Annotated in this window: 23 protein-coding genes and 3 pseudogenes; 12 read left to right on the plus strand and 14 right to left on the minus strand. The window is 63.9% G+C overall.

Annotated elements, in window-relative coordinates:
- Positions 1 to 156: 156 nt before the first annotated feature.
- A complete protein-coding gene (locus BF95_RS16535; protein ID WP_043152668.1) occupies positions 157 to 1524 on the plus strand; it encodes a M20/M25/M40 family metallo-hydrolase in 1368 nt (455 codons plus the stop codon).
- 105 nt (positions 1525 to 1629) lie between these two features.
- On the opposite strand, the gene leuA is transcribed toward BF95_RS16535, so the two are convergent.
- The 7 genes and pseudogenes from leuA to miaA form a co-directional block, all read right to left on the minus strand.
- On the minus strand, positions 1630 to 3303 hold the full coding sequence (leuA, locus tag BF95_RS16540; protein WP_043152669.1) for a 2-isopropylmalate synthase: 1674 nt from the start codon (positions 3301 to 3303) through the stop codon (positions 1630 to 1632).
- A 291-nt stretch (positions 3304 to 3594) separates the two neighbouring features.
- Positions 3595 to 4215 carry a YceI family protein gene (locus tag BF95_RS16545; protein ID WP_043152670.1) on the minus strand — a complete coding sequence of 207 codons (621 nt, stop codon included), beginning with the start codon at positions 4213 to 4215 and terminating at the stop codon, positions 3595 to 3597.
- A gap of 235 nt (positions 4216 to 4450) precedes the next feature.
- The gene (gene ilvC / locus BF95_RS16550) at positions 4451 to 5470 is read right to left on the minus strand and encodes a ketol-acid reductoisomerase (protein WP_043152671.1); all 1020 of its coding nucleotides are present in this window, start codon (positions 5468 to 5470) and stop codon (positions 4451 to 4453) included.
- Positions 5471 to 5651: 181 nt separating this feature from the next.
- Complete coding sequence (gene ilvN, locus BF95_RS16555) at positions 5652 to 6167, minus strand: acetolactate synthase small subunit (protein ID WP_043152672.1); 516 nt, start codon at positions 6165 to 6167, stop codon at positions 5652 to 5654.
- Positions 6167 to 6526 carry a hypothetical protein gene (locus tag BF95_RS16560; RefSeq protein ID WP_043152673.1) on the minus strand — a complete coding sequence of 120 codons (360 nt, stop codon included), beginning with the start codon at positions 6524 to 6526 and terminating at the stop codon, positions 6167 to 6169. The genes ilvN and BF95_RS16560 overlap by 1 nt, the downstream gene beginning before the upstream one ends.
- 10 nt (positions 6527 to 6536) lie before the next feature.
- Positions 6537 to 8287 (minus strand): annotated as a pseudogene (locus BF95_RS16565) (acetolactate synthase 3 large subunit).
- A gap of 101 nt (positions 8288 to 8388) precedes the next feature.
- Positions 8389 to 9333 (minus strand): tRNA (adenosine(37)-N6)-dimethylallyltransferase MiaA, encoded by a 945-nt coding sequence (miaA, locus tag BF95_RS16570; protein WP_043152675.1) that lies wholly within the window; start codon positions 9331 to 9333, stop codon positions 8389 to 8391.
- Between miaA and BF95_RS31140 the strand changes: the two genes are divergently transcribed.
- Genes BF95_RS31140 through BF95_RS31150 form a run of 3 tightly spaced genes read left to right on the plus strand, consistent with a single transcriptional unit; the run spans position 9332 to position 10208 of the window.
- The gene (locus BF95_RS31140) at positions 9332 to 9814 is read left to right on the plus strand and encodes a hypothetical protein (protein WP_443018383.1); all 483 of its coding nucleotides are present in this window, start codon (positions 9332 to 9334) and stop codon (positions 9812 to 9814) included. The genes miaA and BF95_RS31140 overlap by 2 nt on opposite strands.
- Positions 9757 to 10029 carry a haloacid dehalogenase-like hydrolase gene (locus BF95_RS31145; protein WP_443018385.1) on the plus strand — a complete coding sequence of 91 codons (273 nt, stop codon included), beginning with the start codon at positions 9757 to 9759 and terminating at the stop codon, positions 10027 to 10029. Before BF95_RS31140 ends, BF95_RS31145 begins: the two co-directional genes overlap by 58 nt.
- Before the next feature lie 8 nt (positions 10030 to 10037).
- Positions 10038 to 10208 carry an HAD hydrolase family protein gene (locus BF95_RS31150; RefSeq protein ID WP_443018384.1) on the plus strand — a complete coding sequence of 57 codons (171 nt, stop codon included), beginning with the start codon at positions 10038 to 10040 and terminating at the stop codon, positions 10206 to 10208.
- Between the two features lie 102 nt (positions 10209 to 10310).
- Here the strand turns inward: BF95_RS31150 and BF95_RS16580 are convergent, their stop codons facing one another.
- A complete protein-coding gene (locus BF95_RS16580) occupies positions 10311 to 11054 on the minus strand; it encodes a glutaredoxin family protein (RefSeq protein WP_043152698.1) in 744 nt (247 codons plus the stop codon).
- A gap of 70 nt (positions 11055 to 11124) precedes the next feature.
- Between BF95_RS16580 and BF95_RS16585 the strand changes: the two genes are divergently transcribed.
- Entirely contained in the window at positions 11125 to 11508 is a 384-nt protein-coding gene (locus tag BF95_RS16585) for a MerR family transcriptional regulator (RefSeq protein WP_043152676.1), read from the plus strand.
- Between the two features lie 8 nt (positions 11509 to 11516).
- Here the strand turns inward: BF95_RS16585 and ruvX are convergent, their stop codons facing one another.
- Both ruvX and BF95_RS16595 read right to left on the minus strand, forming a co-directional pair.
- Positions 11517 to 11990, minus strand: a complete 474-nt coding sequence (ruvX, locus tag BF95_RS16590) for a Holliday junction resolvase RuvX (RefSeq protein WP_043152677.1) — start codon at positions 11988 to 11990, stop codon at positions 11517 to 11519.
- 12 nt (positions 11991 to 12002) lie between these two features.
- Complete coding sequence (locus tag BF95_RS16595; RefSeq protein ID WP_043152679.1) at positions 12003 to 13121, minus strand: DUF3089 domain-containing protein; 1119 nt, start codon at positions 13119 to 13121, stop codon at positions 12003 to 12005.
- A 131-nt stretch (positions 13122 to 13252) separates the two neighbouring features.
- Here BF95_RS16595 and gatC point away from each other — a divergent pair, with 131 nt between their 5' ends.
- From gatC to gatB, 6 genes and pseudogenes are all read left to right on the plus strand, one after another.
- Complete coding sequence (gene gatC / locus BF95_RS16600) at positions 13253 to 13540, plus strand: Asp-tRNA(Asn)/Glu-tRNA(Gln) amidotransferase subunit GatC (protein ID WP_037480044.1); 288 nt, start codon at positions 13253 to 13255, stop codon at positions 13538 to 13540.
- 99 nt (positions 13541 to 13639) lie between these two features.
- Entirely contained in the window at positions 13640 to 15124 is a 1485-nt protein-coding gene (gene gatA, locus BF95_RS16605) for an Asp-tRNA(Asn)/Glu-tRNA(Gln) amidotransferase subunit GatA (protein ID WP_043152682.1), read from the plus strand.
- A gap of 2 nt (positions 15125 to 15126) precedes the next feature.
- A complete protein-coding gene (locus BF95_RS16610) occupies positions 15127 to 15477 on the plus strand; it encodes a trypco2 family protein (RefSeq protein ID WP_043152685.1) in 351 nt (116 codons plus the stop codon).
- Between the two features lie 83 nt (positions 15478 to 15560).
- Complete coding sequence (locus tag BF95_RS16615) at positions 15561 to 15854, plus strand: AbrB/MazE/SpoVT family DNA-binding domain-containing protein (RefSeq protein WP_043152686.1); 294 nt, start codon at positions 15561 to 15563, stop codon at positions 15852 to 15854.
- On the plus strand, positions 15851 to 16267 hold the full coding sequence (locus BF95_RS16620; RefSeq protein WP_043152687.1) for a type II toxin-antitoxin system VapC family toxin: 417 nt from the start codon (positions 15851 to 15853) through the stop codon (positions 16265 to 16267). The genes BF95_RS16615 and BF95_RS16620 overlap by 4 nt, the downstream gene beginning before the upstream one ends.
- Positions 16267 to 17771 (plus strand): annotated as a pseudogene (gene gatB, locus BF95_RS16625) (Asp-tRNA(Asn)/Glu-tRNA(Gln) amidotransferase subunit GatB). The gene BF95_RS16620 and the pseudogene gatB overlap by 1 nt, the downstream one beginning before the upstream one ends.
- 160 nt (positions 17772 to 17931) lie before the next feature.
- On the opposite strand, the gene BF95_RS16630 reads toward gatB, so the two are convergent.
- From BF95_RS16630 to BF95_RS16645, 4 genes and pseudogenes are all read right to left on the minus strand, one after another.
- On the minus strand, positions 17932 to 21147 hold the full coding sequence (locus tag BF95_RS16630) for an autotransporter outer membrane beta-barrel domain-containing protein (RefSeq protein ID WP_043152688.1): 3216 nt from the start codon (positions 21145 to 21147) through the stop codon (positions 17932 to 17934).
- A 99-nt stretch (positions 21148 to 21246) separates the two neighbouring features.
- Positions 21247 to 23675: pseudogene (locus tag BF95_RS16635) on the minus strand (TonB-dependent receptor domain-containing protein).
- Positions 23659 to 24588, minus strand: a complete 930-nt coding sequence (locus tag BF95_RS16640; RefSeq protein ID WP_043152689.1) for a FecR family protein — start codon at positions 24586 to 24588, stop codon at positions 23659 to 23661. The pseudogene BF95_RS16635 and the gene BF95_RS16640 overlap by 17 nt, the downstream one beginning before the upstream one ends.
- A gap of 55 nt (positions 24589 to 24643) precedes the next feature.
- Positions 24644 to 25156, minus strand: a complete 513-nt coding sequence (locus tag BF95_RS16645) for an RNA polymerase sigma factor (protein WP_043152691.1) — start codon at positions 25154 to 25156, stop codon at positions 24644 to 24646.
- Between the two features lie 146 nt (positions 25157 to 25302).
- Between BF95_RS16645 and BF95_RS16650 the strand changes: the two genes are divergently transcribed.
- A partial coding sequence (locus BF95_RS16650) for a serine hydrolase domain-containing protein (protein ID WP_043152701.1) occupies positions 25303 to 26142 on the plus strand: 840 nt, incomplete at its 3' end.

Here is a 26142-nt window from a genome sequence, read left to right on the forward strand (position 1 = left end):
TCCGGGGAGAGGGCCGGAGATGGGTTCCCGCTTTCGCGGGAATGACGATACTTTGGGAGGCGCACGGGCTTTGCAAGAATCGCCTTGGAGCGGAGGATTGGCGGTTGCCTGTCGCTGTGCCACATTGGCGGTCTGACGAAATTGAGGGGCAGGTTTATGGGGTGGCGGTGCGGGTTTCTGGCGGGCGTGGCGGCGATGCTGCCGCAGGTGGCTATGGCGGCGGCGGACCCGGTGGTGGCCAAGGATATCTTGATGCGCTCCGTCGCCTTTCGCACGGTCGAGGGGGCGGGCAAGGTGCCAAAGCTCGCGGCCTATTATGCGTCGGTGCTGAAAGCGGCGGGCTTTGCCGAGGGCGATATCGTCATCACGCCGATGGGCGAGACGGCGACCTTTGCCGCGACGATCCGGGGGCGGGATGCGGCGCTCAAACCGCTGCTGATGATCGGCCATATGGATGTGGTGGCGGCGGACCGCGCAGATTGGACCCGCGATCCGTTCGTGCCGGTGGAAGAAAATGGCTATATTTTCGGGCGTGGGTCGGAAGATAATAAATATGACGTCGCGATGATGGTTGCGACGCTGGCGCAGTTGAAGAAAGACGGGTGGGTGCCGCGCCGGACCGTGACGCTACTGCTGTCGGGCGACGAAGAGACCGCGATGGTGACGACCAAGGCCTTGGCGGCGCAGTATAAAGATGCCGAATTGCTGCTGAACGGTGATGGCGGGGGCGGGCTGCTGAATGAAGAGGGCAGGCCGGTTCTCTATCAGTTGCAGGCGGGCGAGAAGACCTACGCCGATTTCGAGATCGGCTTTACGGACCCCGGTGGCCATTCGAGCGCGCCGACGCCGGGTAATCCCATTTATCGACTGGCGCGGGCGATCGACCGGATCGCCGCGCACCGGTTTCCGCCGATGCGCAATGAACTGACCAAGGCGTCGCTGGAGCTGTCGGCTGACCGGATCGGCGGGGACGTGGGCGCGGCGATGAAGCGTTATGCGGAAACGGGCGATGCGGCGGCGGCGGACCTGCTGTCGGGACGCCCGGAATTTGTGGGCCAAGTGCGCACGACCTGCGTGGCGACCATGGCGCAGGCGGGCCATGCACTCAACGCCCTACCGCAGAGCGCGAAGGTGCAGGTCAATTGCCGGATTTTTCCGGGCGTGGCGATCGACGCGGTGAAGGCGGAACTGGTGCGGGTGGTGGCGGACGAGGGTGCGACCGTCACGACGCTGGGCGATCCGCTGGCGAGCGATGCGTCGCCGCTGCGCGCGGACGTGATGCAGGCGGTGCGCGACGCGGTGGTGGCGCGGTCGCCGGGCATAACGGTGATGCCGGGCATGTCCGCGGGCGCGACCGACAGCCTGTATTTCCGGGCCTTGGGCGTGCCGAGCTATGGTGTGTCGAGCCTGTTCATGAAAGCCGAGGACGGTTTTGCCCATGGGCTGAACGAGCGGGTGCCGGTGGACGGGATCGGCGCGTCGCTGGCGCAGTGGGAGGCTGTGTTGCGGGTGTTGGCGAAGTAGCCAGGGGCAAATGCATCGTCATCCCAGCGGACGCTGGGATCTCACTTTCTTCAACCATGCGCGGAAGAAAAGAGAGATCCCAGCTTTCGCTGGGATGACGGGGTTTTAGGTCCGCACCGCCACCGCATTGGCCGCCGACAGCACCGCCTGCACCGACGCCGTAGCGACGTCGCTGTCCATGCCGATGCCAAAGACAGTGCGGCCGTCGGGGGTGCGGCATTCGACATAGGCGGCGGCGTTGACGTCGCTGCCGGCGCCGATGGCATGTTCGCTATAGTCGGCGATCTCCAGCTCGACACCCAGCTCGTCGCGCAGCGCGGCGAGGACCGAGGAGAGCAGGCCGTTGCCGCGCCCGGAAATGCTGCGCTCGCCGCCCTTGTGCGTGATCTTGCCGGTGAAGATGCGGTCGCCCGCTGCGCCGGTTTCATGATAGTCGATCAGCGCATAGGCTTGATCCCCAGTCAGGCGATAATGATCCTGGAACGCGCCCCAAATGTCAGCGGCGTTGAGTTCGCGGCTCGATTGGTCGGCAAAGGCCTGCACCACCTTGGAAAAGTCGGCCTGCATCCGCTTGGGCAGTTTGAGGCCCTTGTCCTGTTGCAAGACCCAGGCGACGCCGCCCTTGCCCGATTGCGAATTGACGCGGATGACCGCTTCATAGTCGCGGCCCAGATCCTTGGGATCGATCGGCAGATAGGGCACGTCCCAGATCATGTCGTTGCGCGCTTCCTGCGCGGCGAAGCCCTTCTTGATCGCGTCCTGATGGCTGCCGGAAAAGGCGGTGAACACCAGTTCGCCGGCATAAGGGTGGCGCGGATGGACGGGCAGCTGGTTGCAATATTCGACCGTCTGGATGACCGTGTCGATGTCGCTGAAATCCAGGCCAGGGTTGATGCCCTGCGTGTACATGTTCAGTGCGACGGTGACGAGATCGCAATTGCCGGTGCGTTCGCCATTGCCGAACAGGCAGCCTTCAACCCGGTCCGCGCCCGCCATGAGGCCGAGTTCCGCCGCCGCGACACCGGTGCCGCGATCATTATGCGGGTGCAGCGAGATGACGACGCTGTCGCGCTTGCTGATATGGCGGCAGAACCATTCGATCTGATCGGCATAGATGTTGGGCGTGGCGCATTCGACCGTCGCGGGCAGATTGAGGATCAGCGGCCGTTCGGGCGTTGGTTGGAGTATATCCATTACGCCTTCGCAACATTCCAGGCTGAAATCCAGCTCGGCCGTGGAGAAGGTTTCGGGGCTATATTCGAAATGCCAGTCGGTGTCGGGCTGCTTGGCGGCATTGTCGCGCAGCAGCTTGGCGGCGTGGACGGCGATCTCCTTGATCTCCGGGCGGCTCATCTGGAACACGATGTTGCGCCAGGCGGGCGAGACGGCGTTATAGACGTGGACGATCGCCTTGGGCGCGCCGCGCAGCGATTCAAAGGTGGTGGCGATCAGGTCGTCGCGGGCCTGGGTGAGCACCTGCACGATCACGTCATCGGGGATCGCGCCGTCGCGGACCAGGCCGGAAATGAAGTCGAACTCGGTTGCGCCCGCAGCGGGAAAGCCGATCTCGATTTCCTTGACGCCCACCTCGATCAGCAGGTCGAAGAAGCGGCGCTTCTTTTCCGCGTTCATCGGGTCGATCAGCGACTGGTTGCCATCGCGCATGTCGGTGGACAGCCAGCGCGGGGGAGACGTGATGACCTTACCGGGCCATTGGCGGTTGGGCAGGTCGATCTGGGGAAAGGCGCGGTATTTTTGCGAGGGATCGGTCAGCATCATGGGACAGCTACTTCTTTATGCGAACGGGCGTGCAGGAACGGCCCGGTTAACGACTATCAGCGAAAAGGAAGCCTTAGGCGTATCGTCGCTGCCCATAATCGAAAGGCAGCCGAAAAACCACGCCTAAGGCGTGTAAGTCGTAGCAGGGGAAGAAGCGTCGCGCTCTGCATGATGGGGAGGGCATAGCGGCTTTGGGGGCGGGGCGTCCAGTGCTTAATGCGACTTTTCAGACGTGCCCCCGTCCGTCATCCCCGCGCAGGCGGGAATGACGGGGCAGGAGAGGAAAGTGCCTTACTTCTGGAAGCCGGCGATGATCTTGAGTTCGATCGCGTCGCCGACGACCGGCACGGCATAGCCCATGCCGAATTCGCTGCGCTTGATCGAGCCGGTGGCGACGAAGCCGACATTTTCCTGCTTGTTCATCGGGTTGGTACCAGCGCCGTAAAATTCGGCGTCCAGCGTCACCGGCTTGGTGATGCCCTTGATGGTCAGGTTGCCGGTGATTTCGGCACCGCTCGCACCCTCTGGCTTGACACTGGTGGACACGAAGGTCGCGGTCGGGAACTTGGCCGCGTCGAAGAAGTCGGCCTTCATCAGATGCTCGTCCAGTTTGGTGACGCCGGTGCGCAGATTGGCGATCGCGAATTCAACCGAAACCTTGGACGCGGCGGGGTTCGCCTTGTCCAGCGTCAGCGTGCCGGTCGGTTCGGCGATGGTGCCCATATTGTTGGTGAAGCCCATATGGTCCCAGGCGAACACGACCTGGGTATGGCCGCCATCGACCTTGTAGGTGCCGCCAGTGACTTTCGCGACGTCCTTGGTGCCAGGCACGCCAGCAGGCGCCTGGGCAATGACGACGGTGCCGCCGGCAATGGCGATGAGGGCGGCGGCGGGGATCAGATATTTACGCATGGGACAGACTCTCCAAAAAACGTTCAAGGGGCGTAGCCTTGAATAAGCCACGCCCCTCGATTGTTCCAGAGTCGTAACTGGAAACGGTTCGTTCCTTCTAAGCCGCTCCCCTTTGGGTTCAAATGAGGCACGTGAGTCATTTGAAGGGTTGGGGTTGGGGTGTGCCGCAGGCGCTGCGTCATGAGGATAGCCCCCACCCCCGGCCCCTCCCCTGAAGGGGAGGGGTGAAAGAGGCTTAGTTCTTTTCCTGGTCCACCAGCTTGTTGGCGCCGATCCAGGGCATCATGGCGCGCAGCTTGGCGCCGGTTTCTTCGATCGGGTGGCGCTGGGCGGCGATGCGGCTGGCCTTGAGTTCGGGCTGACCGGCGCGGTTGTCGAGGACGAAGTCCTTGACGAAGCGGCCCGACTGGATGTCGGCCAGGACGCGCTTCATTTCCTTCTTCGTTTCTTCGGTGATGATGCGTGGGCCGGTCTTGATATCGCCATATTCGGCGGTGTTCGAGATCGAGTAGCGCATGTTGGCGATGCCGCCTTCATACATCAGGTCGACGATCAGCTTCAATTCGTGCAGGCATTCGAAATAGGCCATTTCAGGCGCATAGCCCGCTTCGACCAGGGTTTCGAACCCGGCCTGAACCAGCGCGGTCGCGCCGCCGCACAGCACGGCCTGCTCGCCGAAAAGGTCGGTTTCGCATTCCTCGCGGAAATTGGTTTCGATGATGCCGCTGCGGCCGCCGCCGACGCCGCTGGCGTAGGAGAGGGCGATGTCATGCGCGTTGCCGGTCGAATCCTGATGGATCGCGATCAGGCAGGGGACGCCGCCGCCCTTCACATATTCGCCGCGAACGGTGTGGCCGGGGCCTTTGGGCGCGATCATGATGACGTCCACGTCCTTGCGCGGCTCGATCAGGCCGAAATGGACGTTGAGGCCATGGGCAAAGGCCAGCGCCGCGCCGGGGCGCAAATTGGCGTGGACGTCGTCGGCATAGATGGCGGCCTGATGCTCGTCGGGGGCCAGGATCATGAACACGTCGGCCCAGGCGGCGGCTTCCGCGTTCGGCATGACCTTGAAGCCTGCGCCTTCGGCCTTCTTGGCGGAGGCGGACCCGGCGCGCAGCGCGATGGCGACTTCGGCGACGCCGCTGTCGCGCAGATTCTGCGCATGGGCATGACCCTGCGAACCATAGCCCAGAATCGCGACCTTCTTGCCCTTGATCAGGCCGATGTCCGCATCGTGATCGTAATAAACCTTCATGACTGTCTCTTCCCTTTTCATATCCTGACCCTCTCCCTTGAGGGAGAGGATACGAAGACTTGGGCCGACCGGCCCTAGTCGAAGTTGGTGAGGGTGTACCACCGGGCAGGAGCGCAGCCCTTGCCCTCCCGCCGCTCAGCGGCAGGCCCCTCCCTCTCCCGGTGGGAGAGGGGTGAATAGGTTAAATCGCCTCTTTGCCCCGGATCAGGCCGACGACGCCGGTGCGGCCGACTTCGACCAGGCCGATCTGGCGCATCAGCCCGACGAAATTGTCGACCTTGTCGGTGGTGCCGGTGATTTCGAAGATGAAACTCTCGATCGTCGTGTCGACTACCTTGGCGCGGAACACGTCGGCCAGGCGCAGCGCTTCGATCCGGTCCTCGCCCGTGCCCGAAACCTTGACCAGCGCCAGTTCGCGTTCGACGAAGGGGCCGACCTCGGTCAGGTCTGTAACCTTGTGGACGGGCACCAGCCGGTCGAGCTGGGCGATGATCTGGTCGATCACCTTGGGCGGGCCGTTGGTGACGATGGTGATGCGGCTGACGCTATGATCGTCGGTGATGTCGGCCACGGTCAGGCTGTCGATATTATAGCCGCGCGCGGTGAACAGGCCCGCGATGCGCGCTAAGATGCCCGCTTCGTTGGACACGGTCAGCGACAGGACATGCCGCTGGTTCAATTCTTCCTGGATATGCATCACATGGCTGTCCCGTCATCTACATCTTCATGGGCGTCGCCAGGGGCGGCCCGTTCCGAAATCATCGCCGTAAAGGCATAGTGCCAGTCTTCATCCTGCCGGTGGGCGAGGCGGACGGGCAGGCCCGCCACCGCGTCGAACATCCGGCTGAGATGTTCGCCCACATAGAGGGGGGCAATCAGCAGGGCGTCGATATGGCGTTCGTGAAAGTCGAACCCCGCGTCCAGTTGCACTTCCCATTCGTCATTGGCCGGGTCGGCATGATCGGTGGTCCAGCCGGACAATTCGACCGTTCCCGCGATCCGCTCGAAATCCCAGGGTTCGCTGACATGGATGCGCAGCTGGAGGGGCTGCGTCACACCCCCATCCTCATACTAACGCTTTCGCCTCGTCCGACATGATGCCCGCGATCTGGTTGGGATCGAGCATCATTTCGGTGTGTGCCGCGCCCGACGGGATCATCGGGAAACAGTTGGACAGCTTGGCCACGCGGCAATCGACGATCACTGGCCCCGGCGTTTCCAGCATCTGGCGGATGCCGACCTCCAGATCTTCGGGCTGCTCGATGCGGATGCCGGTCCAGCCATAGGCCTCGCCCAGTTTCACGAAATCGGGCAGACTGTCGGAATAGCTGTTGGAATAGCGGCTTTCATAGGTGAGTTCCTGCCACTGGCGGACCATGCCCATATATTCATTGTTCAGGATGAACAGCTTGACCGGCAGACGATATTGGCTGGCGGTGCCCATTTCCTGAATGTTCATCTGCACCGAGGCGTCGCCCGCGATGCAGATGGCGAGGCTGTCGGGATTGCCCATCTGCGCGCCAATGGCGGCGGGGAAGCCATAGCCCATCGTGCCGAGGCCGCCGGAGGTCAGCCATTTATTGGGTGCTTCGAAACCGAAATGCTGCGCCGCCCACATCTGATGCTGGCCGACTTCGGTGGTGATGATGACATCCTTGCCGGTCGCCTGGCACGCGGTATAGAGGTCCGCGATCGCGCGCTGGGGCATGATTTCGGTGCCGTTTTCGGCATAGGCGAGCGACTTCTTCGTGCGCCATTCCGCAATCCGGTCCCACCATGCCGACAGGTCGGCCTGTTCATGGCCGCGCTGCTTCCACAGGGCGATCATGTCGTCGAGCGCGCTGGCGACGTCGGCCTGGATGGCGACATCGACATCGACGATCTTGTTGATGGAGCTGCGGTCGATATCGATATGGACCTTGCGGCTGTTGGGCGCGAAGGCGTCGAGGCGGCCGGTGACGCGATCATCGAAGCGCGCGCCGATGCACAGGATGAGGTCCGCCTGGTTCATCGCCCAATTGGCTTCATAGGTGCCATGCATCCCCAACATGCCAAGCCACTGGTCGGACGATGCGGGGAAGGCGCCCAGGCCCATCAGGGTCGAGGTGACGGGCGCGCCGGTGAGCGCGGCGAGTTCGCGCAGCAGGGCGCTGGCCTGCGGGCCGGAATTGATGACGCCGCCGCCGGTGTAGAAGACGGGGCGCTCGGCCGCGGCCAGCATTTCAACGGCTGCATCGATGCCCGCCGCATCCGCTTGATCTGCGGGCGGTAGCTGGCATGCTGGACCGGTTCGGGACGTTTATAGGGGGCGGTCGCGATCTGGACATTTTTGGGAATGTCGATGACGACCGGGCCGGGGCGACCGGTGGTGGCGATGTGGAACGCCTCATGAATGACGCCGGCCAGCTTGCCGGGGTCTTTCACCAGATAATTATGCTTGGTGCAGTGGCGCGTGATGCCGACCGTATCCGCTTCCTGGAACGCGTCGGTGCCGATCAGTTGCGTGGGCACCTGGCCCGTGATGACGACCATGGGGATCGAATCCATCAGCGCGTCGGTGATGCCGGTGACGGCATTGGTCGCGCCAGGGCCGGAGGTGACCAGGACGACGCCGGGCTTGCCGGTCGAACGGGCATAGCCCTCCGCCATGTGGGTCGCGCCCTGTTCGTGGCGGACCAGCACATGCTTGATCGTGGGATGATTGTAGAGCGCGTCATAAATGGGCAGCACCGCGCCGCCGGGATAGCCGAACACGACCTCGACACCGAGATCGATCAGGCATTCAACCAATATGTCCGCGCCGCTCTTTTCGGCCACGATAAATCCTTCTCATGTGATGCAAGCCCCGTCCTTTGCGACAGCGGGTTTGCGATAGCAAGGTGGCAGCCTCTAATGGACATAAAATGACGGGTCAAGCGCTATTGTTGTAATATAATTGCTAATTCGTCGATAATCTTGTTATCAATTTCTCGCATTTCGCGCGGCCAGTGTGCTGGGGGCTGGTTGGTGAACCAGGTATATTGGCGTTTGGCATATTGGCGGGTGGCCAGCGCGCCGCGTTCGATCATGGTTTCCCGGTCGATTTCGCCCATGAGCCAGGCGCGGATTTCCGGCACGCCGATCGCGCGCATGACTGGCAGGTCGGGATGGAGGTGGCGAGCGAGCAGCGCCTCGACCTCTTCGATCGCGCCCTGGTCGATCATCTGCACGAAACGCCGGTCGCACCGCTCGATCAGCCAGTCGCGCGGCGGGCGCAGGATCATGGGGGCAAGGGTGATCTGATCGGCGATGCCGCCGCTCTTATGCTGCTGCCACTGTTTCAGCGGCCTGCCGGTCGACCGGACAACTTCCAGCGCGCGGGCGACGCGGGTGGTGTCGGCGGGTGCCAGGCGGGCGGCGGCCTCCGGGTCTTCATGGGCCAGCGCGGCATGGGCTTCCGCAACAGGCAGGGCGCGAACGGCCGACCGTATGTCCGGGTCGATGTCCGGCACCGGCGCAATCCCGTCGAGCAGCGTGCGGATATAAAGGCCCGTGCCGCCGACCAATATGGGCAGACGGCCTTGTTCCTGCGCGGCGGCGATCTGCGCCTTCGCCTCGGCCGCCCAGCGCGGCGCGGTGCAGGCCTGCGCCCCGTCGATATGGCCGAACAGGCGGTGGGGGATGTCGCCCATCTCTCCCGCGCTTGGCCGTGCGGACAGGATGGCGAGGTCGGCATAGACCTGGCTGGCATCGGCGTTGATGACGATGCCATCGGTGGCTTTGGCAAGGCAACAAGCGAGCGCGCTCTTGCCGCTGGCGGTCGGCCCGGCAATAAGCGCGACCCGTGGGCGGGATTCGCCCTGCTGTGTGTCAGGAGTGTTCATGTTCGTCGCGACCTTAGTGGCAAGTGGCTCGATCGGGCAGGGGGATATTGCGGCCGCCGTCGATCGGTTGGCGCAGGCCGGGTGCCAGCCTGGGCAGAGCCTGTGGCTGGACCGCGAGAAGGCGGCGGATCTGTTCTTCGCGGCTGATCCGGTGGCGGCGCGCGCGGCGCTGGCCGATATAGGGCAGGGCATCGACGTGATCGTCCAGCCGGTCGAGGGGCGGGCGAAGGCGCTGCTGATCGCCGACATGGATTCAACCATGATCACCGTCGAGTGCATCGACGAACTGGCCGACTATGCCGGGATCAAGCCGCAGATCGCCGAGATCACCGAGCGGGCGATGCGCGGGGAACTGGATTTCGAAGGCGCGCTGGATGAGCGCGTCGCTTTGCTCAAAGGCTTGCCCGACAGCGCGATCGACCGCTGCCGCGCGGAGCGGGTCGTCATCATGGGCGGAGCAAGGCGCTCGTCCGCACGATGAAGGCGCGGGGCGCGCGGACCTTGCTCGTGTCGGGCGGCTTCACCCGCTTTACCGGGCCGGTGGCGGCCGAGATCGGTTTCGACATGCATGTCGCCAATGTGCTGGAGATTGCGACGGCGCGCTGCTGGGCACGGTCACCCGTCCGATCGTCGATGCAGCGCGCAAGCGGGCGGAACTGGAAGCGGCCATCGCGGGTGGGATCGACCGGGCGCTGACCCTGGCGGTGGGCGACGGCGCGAACGACATCCCGATGATCGAAGGGGCGGGACTGGGTGTTGCCTATCATGCCAAGCCCAAGACACGCGCCGCTGCCGCCGCCGAGATCGTCCATGGCGATCTGTCGGTTCTGCTCTATGCACAGGGGATCGGGTCGGCCGATTGGGTTGTCGACTGAGGTCGTCCCCGGCTTGGACCTTTGCATCACCCTGCACGACCCAATGAATGAGCATCCGCGCTTTTTGTTTAATGGATGCCTGCCAGCATCCGCGCTTTTTGTTTAATGGATGCCTGTCAGCATCCATAGGGCCATCGCCACCATCATGACATTTTCGGTGAGCGAGACGAAGCCCAGCGGGACATTGCTGCTGCCGCCGACGCAGGCACATTTGATGGTCCGCTTTTCAAGATAGACGGCCTTGAACACCGACACGGCGCCAATGCCACCGATGGTGAGCGCGACCGGGATCGACAGCCAGTCTAACGTTCGGGTCAGCATCAGCACCCCTGCGCCCAGTTCAAGGAAGGGATAAGCCCGCCCATAGGGCGGAAGGCGGCGGGCAAGCAGGTCATAGTTCAGGAACATCGTCGCGAACCGATCGACATCCTGCAATTTCAGCATGGCGAGCAGCATCATGGCGATGGCGATAAAGCGTTCGACCGTGACGACGGCGATGAGCGGGGCGAAGGTCAGCCAGTTGACCGCCAGCGCCAGCAGCGCGGCCACCGCAAAGACGGCGAGGACGGGCACATAGCTGGTCGCGTCGGGATCGCGCACCTTGAGGCCGAGGAAGCGCCGAAGATCGTCATGACCGCCGATTCGCTGGCCATCGATGAAGATCTGCGGTGTGGTCTTTACGTCATGCGCCGCCTTGAACGCATCGGTCTCCGCGCGGCTGGTGAGCCAATGATCCTCGATCCGGTAGCCGCGCTGCTTGAGCAGCCAGCGCGCCTTGATGCCATAGGGGCAGATGTGGCCGGGCATCACCATGCGGTGGATGGCGGCGGATCGGGCTTGGGTCATGACGGCATATCCTTGGGCAAACGGGGCATGCCACCCATATAGGGTGCGGACCATGGTACGGAGTCAAGGGATGAGCATGACGATTTCCGCACTCGCGCGCAGCAATGGGGTCGGGGTGGAGACGGTGCGCTATTATCAGCGACGCGGGCTACTCGCCACGCCGGAGCGGGGTGCGGGCATCCGGCGCTACGACGCGGCGGACGCGCGGCGGCTGGGCTTCATTCGGAGCGCGCAGCGGGCAGGGTTTACATTGGAGCAGATTGGCGAGCTGCTGCATCTGGATGCCGGGCAGGACCGGGCGCGGGCGCGGGAATTGGCGTCGGAGCGGATCGCGGCGCTGGACGCGAAGATCGCCGAGATGCAGACGGCGCGCGCGGCGCTGGAGCGGCTGGCGCGGCAATGCCATGCGTCGGACGAGGGGCCATGCCCGATCATCGCGGCGTTCGAGGGGTAGCGCGCGGGCTATTCCAGCCCGGCGACCAGCCCGTCGATCGCGCCCTGCAGGATGTAGCTCGCCGCCAGCTTGTCGACCAGCACGTCGCGGCGGGCGCGGCTGGCATCGGCCTCGATCAGGGTGCGGGTGACCGCCTGGGTCGACCAGCGTTCGTCCCAGAGCAGAACCGGCAGGCCGAAATCCGCCAGATTATGCGCGAAGGCGCGGCTCGACTGGCTGCGCGGGCTGCCGGTGCCGTCGAGGTTGAGCGGCAGGCCGATGACGATGCCCTTGACCTGCTGCTGTGTGATGAAAGCAGCCAGCAACAGCTTGTCCTTGCTGAATTTACTGCGCGTGATCGTATGGGCGGGACTGGCGATCGACCAGCGCGCGTCGCACAGGGCGAGGCCGATCGTCTTGGTGCCGACATCCATGCCGACCAGGCGGCCGCCCTGCGGCAATGCCTCGCGAAAGGCCACGCGATCCGTCGTTACCAATGGCATGATGTCAGAGTGTCATTTCTCTAAGAAGGCCGCGAGCCTTTGCTGTGCGTCGGCGCGCACATTGCCCCAGAACAGACTGTAATCATAGACATGATAATTATTGCCGGGCAGGGTGAACGGCCCCATGTCGACCGGCTCGCCGATCATCAGCACGCCGCTGGTGTCACAGCGCGCCGGGACGATTCCAGTCAACAGCTTGGGCGGCTGGCCTTGTTCGCGGGCGTCGAGCGTGCCCTTGTTGGCGCTGGCCGGGGCCGCGCCGTTGAAGGCACCGGTGATGGGGTTGGTGCAGAGCATGTGGGTGCCCTTGCGCGGCTTGCCGGTATAGCCGGTCTTGCGCTCGAAACTTTCGACCACGGCGGACGGGTCGGCAGGTTCGGCATAGCTTTGCCAGCTGACGATGCAATGGGATTGGGCAGCGCGGGCGCAGGCAGGCAGGCCGAGCGCGGGAAGATCAGCCTCCACCGAGACGGGCCAGCCGACCGCATAGACTGCCGCCACCCGATCGGCGATGGGCTTGCCCGCAACCTGCTCGCGCAGCAATTGCAGCAGATGGCGTGACCCCTGGCTATGCCCGGCGAGCATCAGCGGGCCGGTGGGGTTGGCCGCGAGGAAGGCAGCAAAGGCCTGGGCCACGTCGCGATAGGCGGTGGCCAGCGCCTTGTCGCCGGCGGGCTTGTCGGTCAGGAACGCGCCATAATTGGCCTGGCGATAACGCGGTGCCCACACGGTGCCGGTGGCGTTGAAGGCGCTGGCCTGGCTCATCACGAAGCGGCGAGCGGTGGCGTTCGTATCCGTGTCGTCCAGAGGCGCATTCCAATGGGCATCGCCGACGGTGGTGACATAGCTGGTGGGATGAAGGAAGAAGATCGCGGCTTTCTGCGGCACGGCAGGGGTGGTCACGCCTGCGGGCGTCCAGAGTGCCGGATTATTTTGCGTGATGTCCGGGCGGGCGACCCACATTTTGGGGTCGGCATAGGCGTCGGCGGGCAGCGGGGCGAGTTCGGCAAAGTCTTCGCGCGGCACCATCACGGCGCGGATGAGTTGCATACCCCAGATCGCATAGATGGCGAACGCCGCGATCATCAGCACCACCAGGGCTGCGATGACATAGAGGAATTTGCGGGCCACCCGAGCTCTCCGATTTTCAGGGGCGATGCGGCCCCTATTTGCGCGTCCCTGTCTTACGCAAGCTGCAGGCGCGCGCAAGGGGCGCGAAACCGGCTTGAAGCGGAAGGAAGCGGGTGGTAGCGGCATGGCCCATGTCGATAGACCTTCAGACCGTAAAAAAGATCGCCAGCCTCTCGCGCATTTCGGTGAGCGATGCCGAAGCCGAGGCGATGGTGCCCGAACTCAACAACATCCTTGGCTGGGTGGAGCAATTGGGCGAGGTGGACGTCAGCGGCGTCGAGCCGATGACTGCCGTCATCCCCAATCATCAGCGCCTGCGTGACGACGTCGTGACCGACGGCAATGTCCGCGACAAGGTGCTGGCGAATGCGCCCCAGGCCGAACACGGATTTTTTGCGGTGCCGAAAGTTATAGAGTGACCATCACTTTCACCGTTCGGGCTGAGCTTGTCGAAGCCCAGCCCTTATTTGAAGTGAAGTATGGCCCTTCGACAGGCTCAGGCGAACGGAAGTTTTTGCATGACTGACCTTACAGACCTTACCGTAGCCGAAATCCGCGACGGGTTCCGCGCTGGCGATTTTTCCGCGCGCGAAGTCGCCGAGGGCTTCAACGCCAATGTGGCCGCGGCCAAGGCGCTCAACGCCTTCATCGTCGAAACACCGGAAAAGGCGCTGGAAGCCGCCGATGCCGCCGACAAGGCGAAGGCGGCTGGCGAAACGCTGGGCGCGCTGTCCGGCGTGCCGATCGGCATGAAGGATCTCTTCTGTACGCAGGGCGTGCAGACGACGGCGGCGTCGCACATGCTGGAAGGCTTCGTGCCGACCTACGAGTCGACCGTGTCGGCCAAGCTGTGGGATGCGGGCGCGGGGATGCTGGGCAAGCTGAACCTCGACCAGTTCGCCATGGGATCGTCCAACGAGACCAGCTATTTCGGCAACGTCATCAGCCCGTGGAAGCGCGACGGCGGCGACAATTCGGCGCTGGCCCCCGGCGGTTCTTCGGGCGGATCATCGTCCGCGATCGCGGCGCGGCTTTGCCCGGCGGCGACCGGCACCGACACCGGCGGATCGATCCGCCAGCCCGCCGCCTTTACCGGCATCAGCGGCATCAAGCCGACCTATGGCCGTTGTTCGCGCTGGGGCATCGTCGCTTTCGCCTCGTCGCTCGACCAGGCCGGGCCGATGGCGCGGACGGTGCGCGACAATGCGTTGCTGCTGGACGTGATGGCCGGGTTCGATCCCAAGGATTCGACGTCGCTCAATCTGCCGGTGCCGCAGTGGGAAGCGGGATTGTCGAGCAATCTCAAGGGCAAGACGGTCGGTATTCCCAAGGAATATCGCCCCGATGGCCTGAACCCGGAAATCGCCGCTTTGTGGGATCAGGGGATTGCCTGGCTCAAGGATGCTGGTGCGACCGTGGTGGAGGTATCGCTGCCGCATACGAAATATGCGCTGCCGACCTATTATATCATCGCGCCTGCCGAAGCCTCGTCCAACCTCGCCCGCTATGACGGCGTGCGCTATGGCCAGCGCGATCTGCCCGATGGCGCAGGCCTGCAGGACATGTATGCCGCCACCCGCGCCGCAGGCTTCGGGCCGGAGGTCAAGCGCCGCATCATGATCGGCACCTATGTGCTGTCGGCGGGCTTCTACGACGCTTATTATACGCAGGCGCAGAAGGTCCGGGCGCTGATCGCGCGCGATTTCGATCTGGCTTTCGAACAATGCGACCTGCTGCTGACCCCAACCGCGCCGAGCGCGGCCTTCACGCTGGGCGAGAAGCAGGCCGATCCGCTGGCCATGTATCTCAACGATATCTTCACCGTGCCCGCGTCGCTGGCAGGGCTGCCCGCCATGTCGGTGCCCGGGGGCGTCGATAGTCAGGGGTTGCCGCTCGGCTTGCAGATCATCGGCAAGGCGCTGGACGAGCAGACGGTGCTGAACGCAGGGTTGGCGATCGAGGAACGAGCAGGCTTCGTCGCGCGGCCGGACAAGTGGTGGTAATCATGACCACTCCGCCGGTTGATAATGACGAACTAGCCGCGTTCGTGGCATCTACACTTAGAGCCATCTCCATCGGCGTAAGGACCGCTCAGCCTGACGTGTTGAGCACTGATGAGTATGGCGAAACCGCATTCGATCTGCCTGACAAGGTGGCCTTTGACATTGCTGTGACTGCAAAACGTAACGAGGAAATTGGAGGCGGCCTGAAGGTTCAAGTTTTTTCGATCGGTGGCAAAGCAGCCAACGAAGATCAAACTGTAAGCCGGATTACCTTTGAAGTCCCTTGGCATTACGTAAAACTCCATCCTGCATCGTCCGCAAGCGATCGGTACAGAGAACTAAAGGATGACTGAATCAACCTATCGCATCCAAGGTTGAACCGGCGATTGAAGATAGGGTTGTAAAGTGTTACCTTGGTAACACTGGAGATTTGGCAATGAACGCGCCCACCAAGATCGAAACCGGCACCATGACCAGCAAGGGTCAGATATTGATCCCCAAAGCCATGCGCGATGCGGTGGGCCTGAAGCCCGGCTGGCCCTATAAGGTAGCGATAAACGCCGAAGGTCAGGTGGTGGTGGCTCCTCTAGGCTTTGGTCCGGAGGACTCAGAAGAGCGGGTGCGGCGGATGCGGGAAGGATTGATGGCCATTGCTGGCAAATATCCCAATCCTGACGGCATGAGCACAGACCAGTATATGCGGGAACTAAGAGGTGATTACGAACCGTGATATTGATCGATTCCAATGTTCTGATCGACATATTGGATCGTGATCCGAGGTGGTTCGACTGGTCGTTTAGCAAACTGGAAAATGCCACCGCTATGGGCGGCGTATTCATCAATCCGGTCGTTGTGGCGGAAGTGGCTCCTCAATATGGCGACCTCGACGATTTCATGAATCGCATGGTCGCCATGGTGATCGGTATCGAAGCGCTTGATGCTCGTGCGGCCTTCAATGCGGGATGCGCTTTTCAGGATTATCGGCGAGTGCGTCCTGGAGATACACCTAAAGCGATTGTCGCCGACTTTCTGATCGGTGGCCACGCGCAGTCTCTAAACGCGACTATCCTGACCCGTGACCCGCGTTTCTATCGCAGCTATTTTCCCGGCGTGCCGTTGATCACGCCTTCAAAGGACGACTGATGACTGAATCAACCTATCGCATCCAGGGCGCAACCGGCGAGTGGGAGGTCGTGATCGGCCTGGAGGTGCATGCCCAGATCACCACCAATGCCAAGCTGTTTTCGGGCGCGGCGACCGCGTTCGGGGCGGAGCCCAATAGCCAGGTCAGCCTGGTCGACGCAGCGATGCCCGGCATGTTGCCCGTGCCCAACCGCGAGTGCATCCGCCAGGCGGTGCGCACCGGCATGGCGATCGAGGCGCAGATCAACACATGGTCGCGGTTCGACCGGAAAAATTATTTCTACGCCGATCTGCCGCAGGGCTATCAGATCAGCCAGCTCTACCACCCGATCGTAGGTGAAGGCAGATCGAGATCGTGCTGGACGAGAAGAACCCGGAAACCAGCACCAAGGTCATCGGCGTCGAGCGCATCCATGTCGAGCAGGATGCGGGCAAGCTGATGCATGATCAGCATCCCACCAGTTCCTATGTCGACCTCAACCGGTCGGGGGTCGCGCTGATGGAGATCGTGTCGAAGCCGGACATGCGGTCGCCCGCTGAAGCAGGGGCTTATCTGGCGAAGCTGCGGACGATCCTGCGCTATGTCGGGTCGTGCGACGGCAATATGGACCAGGGGTCGATGCGCGCCGACGTGAACGTGTCCGTCCGCAAGCCCGGCGAGGAATTCGGCACCCGCACCGAAACGAAGAACGTCAATTCCGTCCGCTTCGTCATGGCCGTGGTCGAGCATGAGGCGAACCGCCAGGTCGACGTGCTGGAGGCCGGCGGCAAGATCGTGCAGGAAACCCGGCTCTACGATCCCGACCGGGGCGAAACGCGGTCGATGCGGTCGAAGGAAGACGCGCATGACTATCGCTACTTCCCCGATCCCGACTTGTTGCCGATCGAACTGGACGAGGCGTTCCTGGCCGAATGCCGCGCTTCGCTGCCCGAACTGCCCGATGCCAAGCGCAAGCGCTATGAGCAGGCGCTGGGCCTGTCGGCCTATAATGCGGCGACGCTGACGGCGGACGCCGATACCGCGCGCTGGTTCGAACTGCTGGTGACGCAGAGCGCTGCGGCGCAGAAGAAGAGCGAGAGCGATGTCGCCAAGGCGGCGGCCAACTGGCTGCTGTCGGACCTTTATGGTGCGCTCAACCGGCTTGGCAAAAGTCTGGAAGAAAGCCCGGTAAGTCCTTCGCAGGCCGCCGAATTGCTGGCGCTGGTCGCCGACGGCACGCTGTCGGGATCGCTCGCCAAACAGGTGTTTGAGATCATGCTGGAAACCGGCGACGCGCCGGCCAAGATCGTGGAAGATCGCGGCATGAAGCAGACATCGGACACTGGTGCGATCGAGGCCGCGGTGGCCAAGGTTCTGGCCGACAATGGTGACAAGGTCGCGCAATATAAGGGCGGCAAGGAAGCGCTGTTCGGCTTCTTCGTCGGCCAGACGATGAAGGCGATGCAGGGCAAGGCCAACCCGCAGGTCGTCAACGAGCTGGTGAAGAAGGGGCTGGCGGGGTAAAATCCCGACCGCTTTTGCCACGATGAATAAGGGGCGCCGCTGGGTGGGCCAGCGACGCCCCTCTTTTGTGCCCGGCGCCTTGGGGAGGGATATTGCCGGGGCGGAAAGAACGGGCCGGGAGGGTCTGTAGGGTGTGGCCCGTCCTTTCATAGTCAGGACGTCACAGGACGAAGTTAACCGTCGCGCGTAATGACAGGGCAACGTGATTTTGTTGTTCCTCCGCGCCGAATTCACCACCGATGCGGAATGTTTCGGTGCCGCCATAGAGGCGGGCGCGGCCGGTCCAGCCGTTGGTGCGGTCTTCGGCGGTCAGGGTGAAGCGGTCGCCATCCTTGAAATAGGCGACCGTATCGCCCAGCGATCCGCCGATGATCTGGCGACGGCCGCCCTCCAGTTCCAGCCGCAGCCAGCCATCTTCCGGGTTCAGGCTGCCAAAGTCATAGCCCGCCGTGACCGTGCCGTTGGCGGTGGTTTCGTCGCTGGTGCGACCAAGGACGGTGAGGTTGAAGGCATCGCCGCCGCCGGTTTCGCTATAGCCTTTTTCCGTGAGGCGATAATAATCGATGCCGACGGCGGGGCGCAGGCTGAACCGGCCCATCTGCATCTGGTAGGCGGCACCGGCTGTCGCCGAGTAGAGCTTGCCGTTCCAGTCGCCATCGGCGGTGCGGGTGACGTCGCCATTGGTGAAATGGCGGGTGCCGGTAAAGCCGATATGTGCCGCGGAGAGACGCGCGAAAGCCAGCAGTGGCCCCCATTGGCCGCGCCAGTGCGCCGCCAGTTCATATTGGTCGGAATCGACCGCATTGTCGGTGCCGCCGCCGGTATCGCTACCATGAATATAGGCAAAAGAGCCGCCGAACGCGCCAAGATCCGTCAGATATTCCGCGCCGCCGCCCGCGCCCCAGCCGTTAATGTCGTAGGACGCGGTATTGCCCACGCTCTTGCTGCTGCCAAAGGCGACCTGTTGCAGCCAGAAGCCGAGACGACCGTCCTTGGTACGATAGATACCGTTGGGGTCGGACAGGATGCGGGCCGTAGCGCGCGATCCCGACGTCACCGCCTCGAACGTGCCGCCGGCATGATCGGGCAGCATCTGGCGCAGATTGGCGTTCAGCGTCTCGCCGTCGCCGATGGCGAGATAGGTGTCAGCGACATCGGCATCATTGTCGAGCGCGTTGAAGATGGCTGAGTAAGCCTGTGCCACCGAACCGGTGAGGCCAAGGTCGGTCACGCTTTTGGCCGCGATCGAGAGGGTGACGGTGCCTGCGGCGGCATCGCCCGCGACGCTGCCCTTGAACATATAGGGCAGCAGGGTGGCGGTGCCGAGTGTCGGCGATCCGCTGAGCGATCCTGCGCGGACGATGACATAGTCGCCTTCCGCATCGCCGACCTGATTGAGTTGGACCTTTACCTGCGATCCGCTGGCGAAGCTGGCCGCGCCCGCAACGTCATAGACGCTATTGGCACCGGTCGCCGCATCGATGGCGACGCCGATCGTGGACGTGCCGTTGGCCGCAAGCGAGCCCAGCGCGATGCTGCCGGTCTTGGTCGTGTTGAGCGTTCCGCCATTGAGCGTCACATCGACATTACCGCCATTGTCGATCGCACCCGACAAGGATGAAGTGCCGTTCAGGGTGAGCGCTCCGGCGTTGCCGCCGAAATCGACGGTGCCGGTCAGGCTGGCGCTGTCGGCGAGGGAGAGGCTGGCCGTGCCCGTACCGAACGCGACATTGCCGGTCAGGGTGGAGGTGCCGGACAGGGCGACGGCATCATTGCCTGCGCCCAGGCTGACGTTGCCGGTGATGCTACCCGCCGACACGGTCATGACGTCGTTGCCCGACCCCAGCCGGACATCGCCGACGATTTGCGGGGCGGTGGCCGTGGCGGAGGCAAGCGCCTGCGTCAGGGTGATGCCGCTGCCGTTGGCGCTCAGGTCGATCGCGGTGTTGGTGAGGCCGTTCGTCGCGCTGATCCGGCCGGTGTTGGACAGGCTGGATACCGTGCCTGACGAATCGAGGATGGCAATCGCTGTGCCCTCTTCATTGTCGAGCGCCGATGCCGTAACCGAGCCGCTCACCTTGATCGACCCGACCGTTGCGCCAGCGTCGATGACAAGCCCGCGCGCGCTGGTCCCTGTCTTGGCTGATCCGCTCGCACCGACGGTGCCGCTGACTTCGACCGTATCGGCCCGCGCGCCCGAACCCAGGCGCAGCGCGGTGGCATTGCTGTCGTAGGAGACGGCCGCGACCGTGCCCTTGACCAGCACGCCCTTGGCAATATCGACATCGCCGCCAAGCCCGCCGATGACCAGGCCGTTGGCCGCAACCCCATCATAAATGCCATAGCCACCAATGCCGCCGTTGACGATCAAGCCATAGCCCGACGTATCGGCGGCGACCGCCCCTATGTCCGTGTCGCTGTCCGCCGCGCCGATCTGCACGGCGGCGGCCGAGCCATAGGTGATGACCGAGGCGGAGCCTTCCGTGCTGTCGGTCAGGCCGTCATCATCGATATCGGTGTCATCTTCATCATCATCGTCGCTGGCGGTGGGGGGCACGTCGAAGATGATGCCGCCACTGACATTGCCTGCGATCACCAGCGCCGATCCGCCCTGGAGCAGATCGTCCGCGTCGAGATCGGTCACGTCGTCCGGGCGCGTGGTCGTGCGATAGCCGGTGCTGGCGATGCTGCCCTGAATCTTGAGCGCGCCGTCGATGTCGCCCAGCAAGGCTGCGCCGATGCTGTTCGCGCCGACCGCTGTCGTCGTGCCGCGCAGAGTCACGTTGCCGGTGACGTCGTTGGCGAGGACGCCATAGCTATCGTCGCCGGTGACGCTGATCGTGCCGCTGGTGGCGAGGTTGCCGGTCAGTGGGCCGTCGAGGCGGATGCCGGTCGACTGATTGCCTTCGATGCTGATGGTGCCGCTATCGGTAATATCGCCGACATGGGGCGCGCCCGCCTGCAGCCAGATGCCCTTTTTGTTCGTACCCTTGGCGAAGGGGCCATCGATATCGTCGTCGTCATCGCTATCTTCTGCAGTATAGTCCTCGGTCAGGGTGATGGTGCCGCTGTTGGTGATCGCCCCGCTTGTGCCGGGGGTGATCAGGATACCGGTGACATTATCGGCATCGTTGATGGTGATGGTGCCCGCATTCGAGACTTTGTTGTTGCTGTCGACCGTGACCGCCGTTCCGCTGGTCAAGGTGATCGATCCGGCCGAACTGATGGTGATATCGTCGCGCGCCCCACTGGCGACGGTGGAGGTTTTGAGGGCTGCCGTGGTAGCGGTGCCGATGGTCGTTTCCGCCATGGCCTGTGCGGCCGTCAGGGCCACCAGAACCGGTGCGATGGCCGTGCAGGCCAGTAAATGTCGCATATAGTCTCCTCTGCGTGCCGCGCTTGATATTCTGTGCGCGCGTGCGGGAGGGACGATGCCGGGGGTCGCTTTCCGTGCTGGATTGCGATGAATGGATGTTCAGAAAGCGAAATCGATACCAATGCGCAACGTTCGCGGACGCAGCGGCGTGGAATAGTCGGTATCGAGATCAAATGGCGTGCCGAGCGAGAAGCGATTGCCGTCGCTGTCGAACAGATTGGCGAGCGACAGCGAATATTGCACCGGCCCGCGCGTCACGCTGGCAGACAGGCTGGTGTCGACATAATCACCTTGCGTCTGGCCCAGGACCGGGCCGACGCCCAGCCGCGACTTGCCGACATAGCGGGCGGAACCGGCAAGATGCAGGTTCATCCTGTCGGCCAGCGGCGCCCGATAGTCGAAGGCGAGGCGTCCGCCCAGATTGGCCACATTGGGCACCGAAAGCGACTGGTCATCATAGGACAGCGCCCGAATGAACGCCGCCTGGCGGGTCAGGCGGCTGTCATTATAGATGATGCTGCCGTCCAGCGTCAGGCGCGGCGTGGCGCGGGCATCGATACGCCCTTCGAGCGTGTAGATGCGTCCGTCGCCGATATTGGCCGTGGTGGGCAGGCCGATCCGGTCGGTCACGTCGGCCTGGATATCGCGCCAGTCGGTATAGGCGATGTTGGCGCTGAGCGCGATCGTGTCGCGGCCGGGCAGGCCCATGCGGAACCCGCTTTCGAGCGTCGAGATCCGGTCATTCTGGAAACGCCGCACCCGTTGGTCATCGACCGCCAGGCCGCCGGGACGAAAACCCTGCTGAAAGCGGGCGTAGAGCGTGACGCCCGGGATCGCGTCGGTCAGCAGCGAGGCAGAGGGCAGGAAGATCGTCTCGCTGCGATCGGCTTGCGCTTCTGCTCTGGCGAGGTCAGCCGACGAGAGGGCGGCGACCGGATCGAGCGCCTCGCCGGACAAGCGGCTGTTGGTCAGGCGACCGCCGAGCGTGGCGATCAGTCCCTTGACCGGTTCGAAGGAGCTTCGCCAAACAGCGTCGCTTCCTTCACGCTGTTGCGCACGCCGGTCGCAGCGGCAGGCTGCCCCCGACCGAACATGGGCACGCCGGGAAGCACTTCGGGTTGGATCAAGGCCGCGCCAAAGCCGGTGAGCGAGCGATAGATTTTCGACGTGCTTTGCAGATAGGAGCCGCCCAATATCCAGCCCAGCCCATTGTCGAGATCGCGCACCAGCCGGTTTTCGGTGGAGAAGATATCGACTTCATTGCGCTGGCGGAACAGCGCGGGCGGGCCGCCAGGTTGGGTCGCGTCATAGCTTTCGGACAGGTCGTGGCGCACGAAGCCTGTGGACGAGACGAAGCGCAGGCTGTCCCATTGTTTTTCGAGACGGACATTGCCGAGCAGATAGTCTGATCGATAGGTTTGCGCGACGGCCGAGGCGCGCTCCAATCGACCGACCGATCGGGTCGCATATTGCGCGTCATCACCCTCTATCTGCTGGTAGACGCCATTGAGATCGATCGTCCAGTCATCGTCGGGGGCAAAGCGCAGCGCGGCGCGACCACCCCAGGTGCGGGTCCGGTTGACGTCCTCCTTCCCGCGATTGACGTCGTCGATATAGCCGCCGTCCTGCACGCCATAGCCCACGACCCGCAGCGCGAGTTTTTCAGCGACGATCGGCAGGTTGAGCGTTGCGGACAGATCGCCGCCGGGGTCGCCATGCTGGGTGGCGGAAAGCCCCGCTGACACCTGCCCGCCCATTTCGCCCAGATTGGGCGCGTTGGGCATGATGCGGATGATGCCGCCCAGCGACCCCGCACCATAGAGCGTGCCCTGCGGTCCTTCCAGCACCTCGACCCGGCCGACATCATAGAGTTTGAGGTCGGGGTCGGGCGCGGCATAGTTCAACCGCATGTCGCCCAGATATTGGCCGGTGGTGGCCTGGGTCGGCCCAGCGACGCCCGAATCGGCGATGGCGCGGATGAACAGCTTGTTGCGGCCTGCACCGGCGTGGGTGGAACTCAGACTAGCGACGCGCGCCAGCAAGGTGGCGGTGCCGCCTGCCGCTTCGCCGCTGGAAAAGGCGCGGCTGTCGAGCGCTTCGACCATGCCGGCATAGCGGGGCAGGGGCGTTTCACGCTTCGAGGCGGTGACGATGATCTGGGCTTCGGGCTGATCCTCGGCGGGGGCGGCGTGGATCGGGGTGGGCGCGGTCGCGGGTGGAGCGGGCCGCGTGCGGACGATGCGCCATGTCGTGCCGTCGATGCGCCGCGCGGTCGCGCCGCTGCCCTTGAGCAGCCGCTTCAACGCGGCTTCGACCGAGAGATTACCGGTGACGGCGGGGGTTCGGATGCCAGCGAGTGACTGGTCCGACATGCCGATGCTGGTCCTGGTCTGACGGGCGAGCGCGATCGTCGCCTCGCCCAGCCTTCCGGGGGCGATGCTGATCGTCTGTCTATCCGCCCCATGCGCGGGCGCTGCGCTCGTTATGGCAAGGGCGGTGACGAGGAAGAGATCAGCTTTGCGGCCCATCCCCTTCTTTCAGCAGCCAGCTGTCGCCCTGACGCACGGCGGAAAGGCCCATCAGCGGCGCGGCCCCGGCGAAGAAACGAGCGGGGTCCTTATCCAGCCGGATCGTGCCGGTGAAGCGCATCGCGCGCGCGCCCGGCGTGGTGCGGAGCGCAATGCCGAGCGATCGGCCGATATCGTCGCTGATGTCGCTGACCGCGGCATTGGCGTAGACGAGGCGACCCTGCCGCCAGCTGGCGACTGCCGCCGGTGCAACATCCATCACGCGCAAGCCTTGCGCATCGTCGGCTAGGCCGCGTCCTGCGGGCAGGCTGATCGCTTGCGCACCGGGGTTGTAGATGACTTCGCCTTCCGACACGCCGATGCGGACGGCACCGGGGGTGTGAACGATGTTGAAGACCGTCCCTGCATCCTCGAACACGGCATCGCCCACCGCCACGCGAAACGGATCGGATGCATCGTGGCGCACGATGAAGGCGGCTTCGCCACTGTCGAGCGCGGCAAAGCGGGTGTCGTTGCGGTCGAGGCGCAGGCTGGTCCCGCCATTGACTTCGATGCGGGTGCCATCGTCCAGCGCGATGCTGCGCGTTTCGCCGGGGCGGGTGGTGACGGTGTAGATGTCGGCGCGATTCATCATGCCGACCGATACGGCCGCGACCAGCGCGGCGGCGATCGCACCGCCCCAGATCCAGCGGAGCGGGCGGCGTTGCGGCGCACCCACATCATTGGCGGGGACAGGCATGGTGACGGGTGCAGGGGGAATGAGGGCATCAAGGTCGGCATCGGCCGCCATCAGCGCGTCATAGACCTCCGCATGAGCGGGGTCGCGCTCCAGCCAGGCGGTGAAGCCGTCCCAGTCGGTAAAGGCGGGATCACGCGTGCGGATAACCCACGCCAGTGCCTCCTCGTTCGTCATTGCTCCAGCCCCGTTCATATTTTGCCCCTTACAGAGACTGACGCCGCCGACCCCATCATTCCGTATCCAGTTTCTGTTTGAGCGCCAGCATGGCCCGATAGGCCTTTTGCAAGTCCTTCTCGACGGTGGTCAGGCTCACCCCCAACTCCTCGGCAATGACCTTTTGCCCCACGCCTTCGATGCGGAAGCGGCGGAAGATGAGTTCCACGCGCGGGCCAAGGTCGCGCAGGACGGCGCGTGCCTCGTCCAGCCGCTGGTTGAGGATCATCCGCTCGTCCACCGGCACATCGTCGGTCGGGTCGGCCATCACGCCGCCTGCCCCTTCGGCCCAGTCCTGCTCGCGCCGTTCGCGCCGGATCGCCGAGCGATAGCGGTCGAGCATGAGGTTGTTGGCCATGCGATAGAGATAGGGCACAGGGTCGGAGACGGGGCCAAGATCCTTGGCCTCCAGCTTCATCCACATATCCTGCAAGAGATCTTCGGCATTGTCGCCCGCGCCGCGCGCGCGCAGGAAGCGCAGCAGGGCGGCGCGGTTGGCCATGAAGATCGCGGAAAGGCCAGTGGCCATGCCTGTCGGGGTCCAGTGCTGAAATTGCTTGCCGTTCGGATAGCCTGCGATAGAGGGCGGTGTGGTCCCTTGGCAATCGCCAAGCTGTTGTCCTGCGCGCGCGCTGCTTTAGCGCGGAGCCGGACAAGCAGCGGAGCGGCGCAGGCATGACGGACGGCGTGGACAGGGCAGCGGCACAGGCGGCGGGGATGGACCCTGACCGGCTGGAGGCGCTGGTGGACTTTCTCGACCGCAGCTATCTGGCCAGCGGCCGCTTGCCGCATATGCAATTATTGGTGTCGCGCGACGAGCAGCCGGTGGTGTCGCTGGCGCGGGGGCAGGCGCGGGCGAGCGGGGAGCCCTTACGGGCCGATGCTCTCTATCGCATCGCGTCGATGACCAAGCCGGTGACGTCGGTGGCCTTCATGATGCTGGTGGAGGCGGGTAAGGTCGCGCTCGATACGCCGGTTGTCGCGGTGGTCCCGGAATTTGCCGATTTGCGCGTCGGTCGCGCCAATCGCGCGCGGTTGGCGCGACCGATGCTGATGATCGACCTGCTGCGCCATACGTCGGGGCTGACCTATGGGTTGCAGCGGCAGACGCCGATCGATGCGCGCTATCGCAAGCTGGGGTTGGACGACTTCCAGCAGCCGCGCACGTCGGACCAGTTCATTGCTGACCTTGCAAGCCTGCCGCTGGAATTTTCGCCGGGGGAACAGTGGAATTATTCGGTGGCGACCGATGTGCTGGGTGTGGTGATCGAACGGCTGGAGGGGTGCGACCTGGAAAGCGTGTTTCGTGAGCGCATCTTCGCGCCGTTGGGCATGGTCGATACGACCTTCGCTTTGCCGGATGCCAAGGCGGAACGGATGACCGATGCCTGGCGGCTGGGCGAGGAGGGCGAGCGGCAGGTCGCCGATCTGGGTGCCCGTAGCGGCTGGCGGCGGCAGGGGCGCTTCCTGTCGGGTGGCGGCGGGCTGGTGTCGGGGGTGGCGGATTATCATGCT

It is taken from the genome of Sphingobium sp. Ant17, assembly GCF_000588875.1.
Taxonomy (GTDB): Bacteria; Pseudomonadota; Alphaproteobacteria; order Sphingomonadales; family Sphingomonadaceae; genus Sphingobium.